This is a genomic window from Serratia sp. NA_13 (assembly GCF_052691735.1).
Map to the genome: position 1 here is coordinate 167,053 of NZ_JBQZFV010000001.1, position 11,896 is coordinate 178,948.

At 52.2% G+C, this 11,896-nt stretch carries 13 protein-coding genes and 1 other annotated feature; all 13 genes read left to right on the forward strand.

Annotated elements, in window-relative coordinates:
* The first annotated feature begins 105 nt into the window (after window positions 1-105).
* The 13 genes from ACUTSU_RS00760 to btuD all read left to right on the forward strand — a co-directional run bounded on the left by ACUTSU_RS00760 (window position 106) and on the right by btuD (window position 11,819).
* The gene (locus ACUTSU_RS00760; RefSeq protein ID WP_445651049.1) at window positions 106-732 is read left to right on the forward strand and encodes a hypothetical protein; all 627 of its coding nucleotides are present in this window, start codon (window positions 106-108) and stop codon (window positions 730-732) included.
* A gap of 222 nt (window positions 733-954) precedes the next feature.
* On the forward strand, window positions 955-2,883 hold the full coding sequence (gene thrS / locus ACUTSU_RS00765) for a threonine--tRNA ligase (protein ID WP_445651050.1): 1,929 nt from the start codon (window positions 955-957) through the stop codon (window positions 2,881-2,883).
* Between the two features lie 3 nt (window positions 2,884-2,886).
* Window positions 2,887-3,438: a translation initiation factor IF-3 gene (gene infC / locus ACUTSU_RS00770; protein WP_013812633.1), complete on the forward strand. Its 552-nt coding sequence runs from the start codon at window positions 2,887-2,889 to the stop codon at window positions 3,436-3,438.
* A 98-nt stretch (window positions 3,439-3,536) separates the two neighbouring features.
* On the forward strand, window positions 3,537-3,734 hold the full coding sequence (gene rpmI / locus ACUTSU_RS00775; protein ID WP_004931418.1) for a 50S ribosomal protein L35: 198 nt from the start codon (window positions 3,537-3,539) through the stop codon (window positions 3,732-3,734).
* A gap of 43 nt (window positions 3,735-3,777) precedes the next feature.
* On the forward strand, window positions 3,778-4,134 hold the full coding sequence (gene rplT / locus ACUTSU_RS00780) for a 50S ribosomal protein L20 (protein ID WP_004943595.1): 357 nt from the start codon (window positions 3,778-3,780) through the stop codon (window positions 4,132-4,134).
* Between the two features lie 116 nt (window positions 4,135-4,250).
* Window positions 4,251-4,373, forward strand: a sequence feature (Phe leader region).
* Window positions 4,255-4,299 (forward strand): pheST operon leader peptide PheM, encoded by a 45-nt coding sequence (pheM, locus tag ACUTSU_RS00785; protein WP_197724622.1) that lies wholly within the window; start codon window positions 4,255-4,257, stop codon window positions 4,297-4,299. It overlaps the preceding feature by 45 nt.
* A 201-nt stretch (window positions 4,374-4,574) precedes the next feature.
* A complete protein-coding gene (gene pheS / locus ACUTSU_RS00790) occupies window positions 4,575-5,558 on the forward strand; it encodes a phenylalanine--tRNA ligase subunit alpha (protein ID WP_012144881.1) in 984 nt (327 codons plus the stop codon).
* 14 nt (window positions 5,559-5,572) lie between these two features.
* Window positions 5,573-7,960, forward strand: a complete 2,388-nt coding sequence (gene pheT, locus ACUTSU_RS00795; RefSeq protein WP_445653637.1) for a phenylalanine--tRNA ligase subunit beta — start codon at window positions 5,573-5,575, stop codon at window positions 7,958-7,960.
* Window positions 7,961-7,964: 4 nt separating this feature from the next.
* Window positions 7,965-8,261, forward strand: a complete 297-nt coding sequence (gene ihfA, locus ACUTSU_RS00800; RefSeq protein ID WP_004943604.1) for an integration host factor subunit alpha — start codon at window positions 7,965-7,967, stop codon at window positions 8,259-8,261.
* A 572-nt stretch (window positions 8,262-8,833) separates the two neighbouring features.
* Complete coding sequence (locus tag ACUTSU_RS00805) at window positions 8,834-9,259, forward strand: DUF2502 domain-containing protein (protein ID WP_445653638.1); 426 nt, start codon at window positions 8,834-8,836, stop codon at window positions 9,257-9,259.
* A 175-nt stretch (window positions 9,260-9,434) separates the two neighbouring features.
* Window positions 9,435-10,442: a vitamin B12 ABC transporter permease BtuC gene (gene btuC, locus ACUTSU_RS00810; protein ID WP_445651053.1), complete on the forward strand. Its 1,008-nt coding sequence runs from the start codon at window positions 9,435-9,437 to the stop codon at window positions 10,440-10,442.
* Window positions 10,443-10,483: 41 nt separating this feature from the next.
* On the forward strand, window positions 10,484-11,035 hold the full coding sequence (locus ACUTSU_RS00815; RefSeq protein ID WP_445651054.1) for a glutathione peroxidase: 552 nt from the start codon (window positions 10,484-10,486) through the stop codon (window positions 11,033-11,035).
* A 28-nt stretch (window positions 11,036-11,063) separates the two neighbouring features.
* Window positions 11,064-11,819: a vitamin B12 ABC transporter ATP-binding protein BtuD gene (gene btuD / locus ACUTSU_RS00820; RefSeq protein WP_445651055.1), complete on the forward strand. Its 756-nt coding sequence runs from the start codon at window positions 11,064-11,066 to the stop codon at window positions 11,817-11,819.
* Window positions 11,820-11,896 lie beyond the last annotated feature (77 nt).

Consider the following 11,896-nt stretch of genomic DNA (forward strand, 5'->3'; position numbering starts at 1 on the left):
TCACCGCGAGTTGGTCCCGAGTTGGTTCTATTTCGCATTAATTGCCACGATCCCCAGCTACAGACTAATACTATAGGCGTGCTTTAAATAATAACGAGAGTGACTATGAGACATGATCTGCAAATTTTACTGGGGAAAGTATGCCATTTTCTGCTTTGCAGCCTGCTACTGGCTGGCTTGGTGGGCCTGATTTTTATCGACGTGCATTGGTTGCATAATTTTGTTTATGAAACCTCGCTAACTGAAATAGCTCAGGAGTTGATTCTTGCCGCCATAGCATCCTGTTTTTTCATTGCGGCATGCAGGGATGCTGTTTATCGGCCAGCGTGGATGCTGATCGGTGGTTTCTTTCTGTGCATGCTGATTCGAGAGATGGATTTTGCCTTTGATATGCTTTTGCATGGATCCTGGTTCTGGTTTGCTCTGGCGGTTGCACTGATTTGTTTGGGGTATGCGTCTCGTCATATTGCAGCCACATTGCAGGGGCTGGTGCATTTTGTGACGCATCCGAGCTACGGCATGATGTGTGCTGGCCTGCTGTGTATCTTGGTGTTTTCACGGCTGTTCGGCATAAGTTCACTGTGGCAGACATTGATGCTCGATGGTTACAACCGGGTGGTGAAGAATATGGTAGAAGAGGGCTGTGAAGTCCTGGGGTATTCCCTGTGCCTGATTGCCACCCTGAGTTACCTGAAAGGCTATTTATCGCCGCGAACTGCAGCTATTCGCTGACTGGATCTGAATTGCAGTTTATTTATCCGAAACAATTTTAGTGATAGTATCCACTTAGCCAAATATGGCTGTGAAGGTATGCTTTCCATTCTGTGTACCCGGTTAGGTATCAATCTGGCAATTGTGGGCGAGATCTGAAACCTAACTGACTAAAACCCAACCCAATTTTCGTACTGCAAGTGATCTGTCGTGTGGGTCACCACTGTAGATAAGGAATTATTAATGCCTGTTATTACTCTTCCTGACGGCAGTCAGCGTCATTTTGCAAACCCTGTTTCCCCCCTGGATGTTGCCCTTGATATCGGTCCTGGCCTGGCGAAAGCCTGTATTGCCGGTCGTGTGAACGGTGAACTGGTTGATGCCGGCGATCTGATCGAATCAGACGCGCAGTTGGCTATCATCACCATCAAGGATGCCGAAGGCCTGGAAATCATGCGCCACTCCTGCGCGCACCTGTTGGGTCATGCCATCAAGCAGCTGTGGCCAGACACCAAAATGGCGATCGGCCCAGTGATCGACAACGGTTTCTATTATGACGTTGATATCGACCGTACCCTGACGCAGGAAGACCTGGATCTGCTGGAAAAGCGGATGCATGAGTTGGCCGACAAAGATTATGACGTCATCAAGAAGAAGGTTAGCTGGCAAGAAGCCCGTGACACCTTTGCCGCGCGTGGTGAAAACTACAAAGTGGCGATTCTGGATGAGAACATCAGCCATGACGACCGTCCTGGCCTGTATCACCACGAAGAATATGTCGACATGTGCCGCGGTCCGCACGTGCCGAACATGCGTTTCTGCCATCACTTTAAACTGCAGAAAACGTCTGGCGCCTACTGGCGTGGCGACAGCAAAAATAAAATGCTGCAGCGTATCTACGGCACCGCATGGGCAGACAAGAAACAGCTGAATGCCTATCTGCAGCGTCTGGAAGAAGCCGCCAAACGTGACCACCGCAAGATCGGCAAGCAGCTTGACCTGTACCATATGCAGGAAGAAGCGCCGGGTATGGTGTTCTGGCACAACGATGGCTGGACAATTTTCCGCGAGCTGGAAGCCTTTGTGCGCATGAAGCTCAAGGAGTACCAGTATCAGGAAGTGAAAGGGCCATTTATGATGGACCGTGTGCTGTGGGAAAAAACCGGCCACTGGGAAAACTATAAAGACGCCATGTTCACCACCTCGTCGGAAAACCGCGAGTATTGCATCAAGCCGATGAACTGCCCGGGTCACGTGCAGATCTTCAACCAGGGCCTGAAATCCTACCGTGATTTGCCGCTGCGTATGGGGGAGTTCGGCAGTTGCCATCGTAACGAGCCTTCGGGTTCTCTGCATGGCCTGATGCGCGTACGCGGGTTCACCCAGGATGACGCCCATATCTTCTGTACTGAAGAGCAGGTGCGTGCCGAGGTGAACGAATGCATCAGAATGGTCTATGATGTGTACGGTACTTTTGGCTTCGAGAAGATTGCGGTAAAACTTTCTACCCGTCCTGAGAAGCGCATTGGTACTGACGATATGTGGACCCGTGCGGAAGAGGATCTGGCCGCTGCGCTGACTGAAAACGGGATTCCGTTTGAATATCAGCCGGGTGAGGGTGCCTTCTACGGACCTAAAATTGAATTTACTCTGCATGATTGTTTGGATCGTGCATGGCAATGTGGTACCGTGCAGCTCGATTTCTTCTTACCGGGCCGTTTAGGCGCATCGTATGTTGGCGAAAACAACGATCGCGTGGTCCCGGTAATGATTCACCGTGCTATTTTGGGCTCCATGGAGCGTTTCATCGGTATCCTTACCGAAGAATACGCAGGGTTCTACCCAACCTGGATTGCTCCGGTACAGGTGGTGGTGATGAATATCACCGACAGCCAGTCTGATTATGTCCAGCAATTGACCAAAAAATTGCAGGACGCAGGTATTCGCGTTAAAGCAGACTTGAGAAATGAGAAGATTGGCTTTAAAATTCGCGAACATACTTTACGACGGGTTCCTTACATGTTGGTGTGCGGTGATAAAGAGGTCGAATCAGGCAAAGTTGCCGTTCGTACCCGCCGTGGCAAAGACCTGGGAAGCCTGGACGTAAATGAAGTCGTAGACAAGCTGCTAAAAGAGATTCGCAGCCGTAGTCTTCATCAACTGGAGGAATAAAGTATTAAAGGCGGAAAACGAGTTCAACCGGCGCGTCCTAATCGCATTAACAGAGAAATTCGCGCGCAAGAAGTTCGCCTAACCGGCGTCGATGGCGAGCAGATTGGTATAGTCAGTCTGAATGAAGCTCTTGAAAAAGCTGAGGAAGCGGGCGTTGATTTAGTAGAAATCAGCCCAAATGCCGAACCGCCAGTTTGTCGAATCATGGATTACGGCAAATTCCTCTACGAGAAGAGCAAGTCGACAAAAGAACAGAAGAAGAAGCAAAAAGTTATTCAGGTCAAGGAAATCAAATTCCGTCCTGGTACCGATGATGGCGACTATCAGGTAAAACTACGCAACCTGATTCGCTTTCTTGAAGATGGCGATAAAGCCAAAATCACCCTGCGTTTCCGTGGGCGTGAGATGGCGCACCAACAGATCGGTATGGAAGTGCTTAACCGCGTCCGTAAAGACCTGTGTGAAGATTCTGATTTGGCCATTGTCGAATCCTTCCCTACGAGGATCGAAGGCCGTCAGATGATCATGGTGCTCGCACCGAAGAAGAGGCAGTAAGGCCTCCAAGTAATAAAACTCACGCAGCGCTTGCGTGGTGTGGGTTTTATTCGCCTAACTGATTCGTTGTTTAACAATGCGAAGTGGATTTAATTAAAATGCCAAAGATTAAAACTGTACGTGGTGCAGCCAAGCGCTTCAAAAAAACCGGCAGCGGTGGTTTTAAGCGCAAGCACGCTAACCTGCGTCATATTCTGACCAAAAAAGCAACCAAGCGTAAACGTCACCTGCGTCCGAAAGGCATGGTGTCTAAAAACGATCTGGTCCTGGTTACCGCGTGCCTGCCGTACGCATAAGCCATTTTTTTTGAATCTAGAATAAGACTTTAGGAGAGAGCATATGGCTCGCGTAAAACGTGGTGTAATTGCACGCGCACGTCACAAGAAAATTTTAAAACAAGCGAAAGGTTACTACGGTGCCCGTTCGCGCGTTTACCGTGTTGCCTTCCAGGCAGTAATCAAAGCAGGTCAGTATGCTTACCGTGACCGTCGCCAACGTAAGCGTCAGTTCCGTCAGCTGTGGATTGCACGTATCAACGCAGCTGCTCGTGTGAACGGTCTGTCTTACAGCAAATTCATTAACGGCTTGAAAAAAGCTTCTATTGAAATTGACCGTAAGATTCTGGCTGACATCGCAGTCTTCGACAAAGTGGCCTTTGGCGCACTGGTCGAGAAAGCGAAAGCAGCACTGGCGTAAGTCAGTTATTAAAGAGGGAGCTTGCTCCCTCTTTAATCTTTGTTTTTCAGCTACAAATACTGACTTTTATTGACCAGCGCCATATCTCTGGTGGACAATCACCGACAAGGTAACGCAATCATGAATTCTGTTATTTTTCGTTTCTTTTTTTACTTTAGCGCCTGATTTCAGGAGGCTTTGCGCGTAAGAGAAGAAACGAAAAGTAGCGCCTAAGCCTCCCCTGTGGAGGCTTTTTTGTTTTCAGTCATACCCTTTGCCTTTCAAACTACAGCGGTGTTGGCCGCGTGTGTTCATCCCGGTCACTTAGTTATCTAAGCTCCCGGGGACTCACTCACTTGCCGCCTGCTGTAGCTTGAAATTCTGTGGGTATGAGTCAGGCCAGATAACATAAATTATCAGTCATTACTTAGGGCCATACCGGCCAGAGGAAGAGGAAAGCAATGCCACATCTCGCAGAGCTGGTTGCCAATGCCAAGGCAGCCGTAGAAGATGCCCAGGATGTTGCCGCGTTAGATTTGGTACGCGTCGAATATTTAGGCAAGAAAGGCCATTTTACCTTACAGATGCAATCGCTGCGTGACGTGCCGGCAGAAGATCGCCCGGCGGCCGGAGCGGTGATCAACCAGGCAAAGCAGGCGGTGCAGGAAGCGCTGAACGCGCGTAAGAATGCGCTGGAATCTGCTGCGTTGAATGAGCGTCTGGCGGCAGAAACCATCGACGTTTCCCTGCCGGGCCGCCGTATGGAAAACGGTGGGCTGCATCCAGTGACCCGTACCATCGACCGTATCGAAGCCTTCTTCGGCGAACTGGGCTTCTCTGTAGAGACCGGGCCTGAGATTGAAGATGACTATCATAACTTCGATGCGCTGAATATTCCGGGTCACCACCCGGCGCGTGCCGATCACGATACCTTCTGGTTCGATGCTACGCGTTTACTGCGTACCCAAACTTCGGGCGTGCAGATCCGCACCATGAAGGAACAACAGCCGCCAATCCGCATTATTGCGCCGGGTCGTGTTTACCGTAATGACTACGATCAGACGCACACCCCGATGTTCCATCAGATGGAAGGCCTGATTGTCGATAAGGACATCAGCTTCACCAACCTGAAGGGCACGCTGCATGATTTCCTGAATAACTTCTTTGAAGAAGATTTGCAGGTTCGTTTCCGTCCTTCTTACTTCCCGTTTACTGAACCTTCCGCTGAAGTGGATGTGATGGGCAAAAACGGCAAATGGCTGGAAGTTCTGGGCTGTGGCATGGTTCACCCGAACGTGCTGCGCAACGTGGGTATCGATCCGGAAGTTTACTCCGGCTTCGCTTTCGGTATGGGTATGGAGCGTCTGACGATGCTGCGTTACGGCGTTACCGACCTGCGTGCGTTCTTCGAAAACGATCTGCGCTTCCTCAAACAGTTTAAGTAAGGCGGGAATATTACATGAAATTCAGTGAACTCTGGTTGCGTGAGTGGGTAAACCCGGCCATCAGCAGCGAAGCATTATCCGATCAAATTACCATGGCCGGCCTGGAAGTGGACGGCGTGGAGCCGGTAGCCGGTGCCTTTAATGGCGTAGTTGTGGGTCATGTCGTTGAGTGCGGTCAGCACCCAAACGCGGACAAACTGCGCGTGACCAAGATTAACGTGGGCGGCGACCGCTTGCTGGATATTGTCTGTGGTGCACCAAACTGCCGCAAAGGTCTGAAGGTAGCGGTTGCTACCGTGGGCGCGGTGCTGCCAGGCGATTTCAAAATCAAAGCTGCCAAACTGCGCGGTGAGCCTTCGGAAGGGATGCTGTGCTCGTTCTCCGAACTGGGTATTACTGACGATCACGACGGTATCATTGAGTTGCCGGAAGATGCGCCGATTGGCACCGATATCCGTGAATATCTGAAACTGGATGACAACGCGATCGAAATCAGCGTAACGCCGAACCGTGCCGACTGCCTGGGCATTATTGGCGTAGCGCGCGATGTGGGGGTATTGAACCAGGTTGCACTGACCGAACCGGACATGAGCCCGGTTGTTGCCACCATTAATGATACGCTGCCGATCCGCGTAGATGCGCCACAGGCATGTCCGCGTTACCTTGGCCGCGTCGTGAAAGGTATCGACGTCAAGGCCGCCAGTCCGTTGTGGATGCGCGAGAAGCTGCGTCGTTGCGGCATTCGTTCTATTGATGCGGTGGTGGACGTTACCAACTACGTGCTGTTGGAACTGGGGCAGCCAATGCATGCCTTCGACCTGAACCGCATCGAAGGCGGTATCGTGGTGCGTATGGCGAGCAAAGGGGAACCTCTGACGTTGCTGGACGGTACCGAAGCCAAACTGAATGCCGATACCTTAGTGATTGCCGATCACCAGAAAGCCTTGGCGATGGGCGGCATCTTCGGTGGTGAACACTCAGGGGTGAATGAGTCCACCCAGGACGTGCTGCTGGAATGTGCGTTCTTCAATCCGCTGGCCATTACCGGCCGCGCACGCCGTCAGGGTCTGCACACTGATGCTTCTCATCGTTACGAGCGCGGTGTTGATCCTGCGCTGCAGTACAAAGCGATGGAGCGTGCGACTCGTTTGCTGATTGATATCTGTGGCGGTCAGGCCGGTCCGGTTATTGATGTAACCACCGAAAGTGAGTTGCCGAAGCGCGCTACCATTACTTTGCGTCGTGAAAAACTAAATCGCCTGATTGGTCATGTGGTGCCAAGTGAGCAGGTCAGTGACATCTTGCGTCGTTTGGGTTGTCAGGTGACTGAGCAGGGCGATAATTGGCTGGCGGTCGCGCCGAGCTGGCGTTTCGATATGGAAATCGAAGAAGACCTGGTGGAAGAAGTGGCGCGTGTTTACGGCTACAACAACATTCCTGACGTGCCGGTCCGCGCTGACCTGATCATGACCAAGCACCGCGAAGCAGATCTGACGCTGAAGCGCGTGAAGACCATGCTGGTCGATCACGGTTACCAGGAAGCGATCACCTACAGCTTCGTTGATCCTAAAGTACAGGCCTTGCTGCACCCGGGCGAAGAAGTGCTGATCCTGCCAAGCCCAATCTCGGTAGAGATGTCCGCCATGCGTCTGTCGCTGTGGACCGGCTTGCTGTCCGCGGTGGTTTATAACCAGAATCGTCAGCAGACGCGTCTGCGTCTGTTTGAAAGCGGCCTGCGCTTTGTCCCTGATACTGCGGCAAATCTGGGTATCCGTCAGGACGTCATGCTAGCAGGGGTGATTGCGGGCCATACGCATGAAGAACATTGGGATCTGGCGCGTAAGCCGGTCGACTTCTATGATTTAAAAGGCGATCTGGAATCTGTGCTGGAGCTGACCGGTAAATTATCCGAAATTCAGTTCAAGGCGGAGGCTAATCCGGCCTTGCACCCAGGGCAAAGCGCAGCGATTTATTTCCAGGGTGAACGTGTAGGTTTCATCGGTGTGGTTCATCCGGAACTTGAACGTAAACTGGATCTTAACGGCCGCACAGTGGTGTTTGAACTGGAGTGGGACAAGGTCGCAAGCCGCGCCGTGCCTCAGGCGCGGGAGATTTCTCGCTTCCCGGCAAACCGTCGTGATATCGCCGTTGTGGTGGCTGAAAACGTCCCCGCAGAAGATATTTTGGCAGAGTGTAAGAAAGTTGGCGCAAATCAGGTAGTTGGCGTAAACTTGTTTGATGTGTACCGTGGCAAGGGCGTGGCAGAGGGTTATAAGAGCCTGGCTATCAGTCTGGTATTGCAGGATACCGCTCGTACACTGGAAGAAGAGGAGATAGCCGTTACCGTTGCAAAATGTGTAGAGGCTCTAAAACAGCGATTCCAAGCATCCTTGAGGGATTGAACCTATGGCGCTTACTAAAGCTGAAATGTCAGAACACCTGTTTGAAAAGCTTGGGCTTAGCAAACGGGATGCCAAAGACCTGGTAGAACTGTTTTTCGAAGAGGTTCGTCGTGCTCTTGAGAACGGTGAGCAGGTTAAACTGTCAGGTTTTGGCAATTTTGATTTGCGTGACAAGAACCAACGTCCGGGGCGTAACCCGAAGACCGGCGAAGATATTCCGATTACGGCGCGTCGCGTGGTCACTTTCCGTCCAGGGCAAAAGCTGAAAAGTCGGGTAGAGAACGCAAGCCCGAAAGAGTAAGTTGCGTGAAACCAAAAAAGGCCGCTTTTGCGGCCTTTTTCTTTTTAGAGGGGAATTTCGGTTTATTCTTAGGCCATAAATAATAAATACGACCACCTAATAAAATTGATTTCCAATCTTCACATTAAAATAATTTATTACTTGCGGATTATTCTTGTATTTATTTAATATTCTGATGGGGTGAAAGATAAACTAGGGGCCGAAGCCCCTGAAGATTAATAATGATTGTAGTAGTGATCCGGTCCGCTACCACCACGATGGTCACCACCGTGAGGCCCGAAGCAACAGGCGCTAAGCGCCGTACTCAGTACTGCAACGGTCAATAGCAGCCCAATGCGTTTAATCATAACATTGTCTCTCTGGTGGGTGTTGGCTTTATTATAAATATCGTCGGATATTTGGTGTGTCAGCTATTCGTTAAAGGTTGTTAGCGGCTGTTTTATTCAAAAAATAGAATGTATGGAATGTGTAAGGGTGATGAAAACGATCCGAAAATAGGCATTGGTGAGATAGGCGTAAAATAAGCACGCTGATATAACCCACTCAGCAAGAAAATAAATTCGGAGCATAAAATGAAAAAAATCCTGTTGCTGGTGTGTTTACCACTGTTGCTGCCAGTGGCTGCCCAGGCGGATGTCTCTATCGATATCAACGTGCATCTGGGGGAGCAGGACCATCGCGGCTACTATTGGGATGGTTATGACTGGCGTTCGCCGCAATGGTGGCATGAGCACCAGGGGCGTGGCATGGGGGAACGCAACAATCGGGGTATGTATTGGGATGGCGGCCGCTGGCAATCCTCGCCGCCGCGTGGCTACGAGCATCGTGGCCCTGATCGGGGGGGTAACCTGTTCCACGGTGAACGTGATAATCGTAACGACGGCAACCACCATGACAATGGTAACCATCATGACAACGGCGGTCGTGACAATGGCCGTGGTAAGGACAATGACCAGGGTAAACCTTACCCGCAAAACGATAACGCCCCTCATCGCTAATTGATTTAACGGCGGCTGATTTTGCCATCACCTACGGGTGATTGGCAGGATTAGCTGCTGTTTTCCTGTGATTCACCTGATGCAATGCTTTCCCTTCGGGCGCTAACCCCCTAATATTTGACCCAGACGTCAATTATTCGGCCGCCTTGGCGGCCAGCAGGGAATCGCCACGCCTATGTCAGCCAGCCAGACCTTTACCTTATTGCTGCACAAACAACGCCATCGCGATAAACGCCAACTGTTGCTGCTTACGCTGGGTGTTGCCGTGGCCTTTGTTTTCAGCCTCAGCGCGGGCGACGTTTGGCTTTGGCCCTCACAGTGGGCGGGTGAAGCCGCGCAGCTGTTTGTCTGGCAATTACGCCTGCCGCGTGCGCTGGCCGTGATGTTGGTGGGGGCCAGCCTGGCGGTGGCTGGAGCGGTAATGCAGTCGCTGTTTGAAAATCCACTGGCCGAGCCGGGTTTGCTGGGCGTCGCCAACGGGTCGGGGGTGGCTTTGGTGCTAACGGTGCTGCTGGGTAACGGCCTGCTACCGGTAGCCTTTATGAGCTTGAGCGCCATTGCCGGCGCGCTGCTCATGACCTTTCTGTTGCTGAGCTTTGCCCGTCGAAAACGTCTGACCAATGCGCGGCTGCTGTTGGTGGGGGTCGCCTTGGGCATAGTGTGTAGCGCGGTAATGACCTGGGCGGTGTATTTTAGTTCCAGCCTGGATCTGCGCCAACTGATGTATTGGATGATGGGTGGTTTTGGCGGTGTCGACTGGCGGCAAAAATGGCTGGTGCTGGCATTATTACCGGTGCTGCTTTGGCTTTGTTGCCAGGGAAAGGCGCTAAACTTTATGGCGCTGGGCGAGGTACAGGCGCGTCAGCTCGGGCTTTCCCTGCATCTATGGCGTAATCTACTCGTGCTGGCTATTGGCTGGCTGGTGGGCGTCAGTGTGGCTTTGGCCGGGGTGATTGGTTTCGTCGGACTGGTCATTCCGCACATGCTGCGTCTCAGTGGCTTGACCAATCAGCGATATTTATTGCCGGGCTGCGCACTGGCTGGTGCCGGTGTGTTGCTTGCGGCCGATGTGGTGGCGCGTATTACGCTGCTGTCAGCTGAATTACCCATCGGCGTGGTAACCGCCACCCTAGGGGCACCGCTATTTATCTGGTTACTGACCCGGGTAAAAGGCTTAAGGTAGTTTCTCTGTTCACCTGTAAGTAAAACAAGAGGATAAGCTCCATGACTCAAGCGATTTATGACATTCCGTTGAACACTATCGAAAATCAATCCACCACGCTGGGCAAATATAAAGGCAGCGTGTTGCTGGTGGTTAATGTGGCTTCGGAATGCGGCCTGACCAAGCAATATGCCGGGCTGGAAGCCCTGTACGAAACCTACCGTGACCAGGGGTTTGAGGTATTGGGCTTCCCATCCAACGAGTTCCTCGGGCAGGAGCCTGGCAGCAACGAAGAGATCCTGGCGTTTTGCCGTGGCACCTTTGGCGTTGAGTTCCCGATGTTTGCCAAGCTTGAAGTGAACAGCGAAAACCGCCATCCGCTGTACCAGGCACTGATTGCCGCCGAACCGCAAGCCGCGGCGCCGCAGGGCAGTGAATTCCTGGAGCGCATGAGCAGTAAAGGCCGGGCACCGAAGCAAACCGGTGACATTCTGTGGAATTTCGAGAAATTCCTGATCGGACGTGATGGCAAGGTGATCCAACGTTTCTCCCCGGACATGACACCGGAAGATCCTGCGTTGGTGGCCGCCGTCAAACAGGCGTTGGCCAAGTAATATTATAAAGAAGGAGCGATAATTCATAATGCTGCAACTCAGTCAGGTTGGGGTAGAAGGGCGTCTGGCCCCATTTTCAGCACAGGTCGATGCTGGGTTGCAGTTTCACCTTATTGGTCCGAACGGTGCCGGCAAAAGCACACTGCTGGCTTGCCTGGCGGGCATACTGCCCGGCACGGGCGAGATCCGGCTGGCAGACCAGCCGCTGGCGGGTTATCAGGGCCATGAACTGGCTCTGCGCCGTGCTTATTTAAGCCAACAGCAGCCGCCAGTGGCGCTGATGCCGGTATTCCAGTATCTGGAACTGCACCGGCCTGCAGGTAGCTCGGAACAGGCACTCGAGAGCACCATTCTTTATCTGTGCCAGCGTTTAAAACTGGTGGACAAGCTGTCGCGCATGCTGACTCAGTTGTCCGGCGGTGAATGGCAGCGAGTGCGCTTGGCTGCAGTACTGCTACAGGTATGGCCGACGGTCAATCCTCATAGCCAACTGTTGCTGCTGGATGAACCGACCAATAGCCTGGACGTGGCGCAGAAGGTGGCGCTGGATCGGCTACTGCGGGAGTTTTGTCAGAGTGGACGTAGTGCGTTGGTTTGTGCGCACGACCTTAATCATACCTTGCAGCAGGCCGATCGGGTCTGGTTGCTGCATGCCGGGCGTCTTGTCGCACAGGGAACCACGCGGGAAGTGATGGAGCCGGTATTTCTTTCACAGATTTATGACGTGGATTTTCATCTGCAGGCGGTGGGCGACCAGCGCTGGATTATGACCAAAACGGCATAATGGAGTAGTGCATCGAAAATGCACCATAAACGAAAATTAAACGGACCTGATATAAATAGCCGGGTAAGCACCGGCTT

Excerpts from the sequence above, each read along its gene's own strand:
- btuC (WP_445651053.1), top strand. The coding sequence starts at position 9,435 with ATGTCAGCCAGCCAGACCTTTACCTTATTGCTGCACAAACAACGCCAT.
- btuD (WP_445651055.1), top strand. The coding sequence starts at position 11,064 with ATGCTGCAACTCAGTCAGGTTGGGGTAGAAGGGCGTCTGGCCCCATTT.
- thrS (WP_445651050.1), top strand. The coding sequence starts at position 955 with ATGCCTGTTATTACTCTTCCTGACGGCAGTCAGCGTCATTTTGCAAAC.
- ACUTSU_RS00805 (WP_445653638.1), top strand. The coding sequence starts at position 8,834 with ATGAAAAAAATCCTGTTGCTGGTGTGTTTACCACTGTTGCTGCCAGTG.
- rplT (WP_004943595.1), top strand. The coding sequence starts at position 3,778 with ATGGCTCGCGTAAAACGTGGTGTAATTGCACGCGCACGTCACAAGAAA.
- ACUTSU_RS00760 (WP_445651049.1), top strand. The coding sequence starts at position 106 with ATGAGACATGATCTGCAAATTTTACTGGGGAAAGTATGCCATTTTCTG.
- rpmI (WP_004931418.1), top strand. The coding sequence starts at position 3,537 with ATGCCAAAGATTAAAACTGTACGTGGTGCAGCCAAGCGCTTCAAAAAA.
- pheS (WP_012144881.1), top strand. The coding sequence starts at position 4,575 with ATGCCACATCTCGCAGAGCTGGTTGCCAATGCCAAGGCAGCCGTAGAA.
- ACUTSU_RS00815 (WP_445651054.1), top strand. The coding sequence starts at position 10,484 with ATGACTCAAGCGATTTATGACATTCCGTTGAACACTATCGAAAATCAA.
- ihfA (WP_004943604.1), top strand. The coding sequence starts at position 7,965 with ATGGCGCTTACTAAAGCTGAAATGTCAGAACACCTGTTTGAAAAGCTT.
- pheT (WP_445653637.1), top strand. The coding sequence starts at position 5,573 with ATGAAATTCAGTGAACTCTGGTTGCGTGAGTGGGTAAACCCGGCCATC.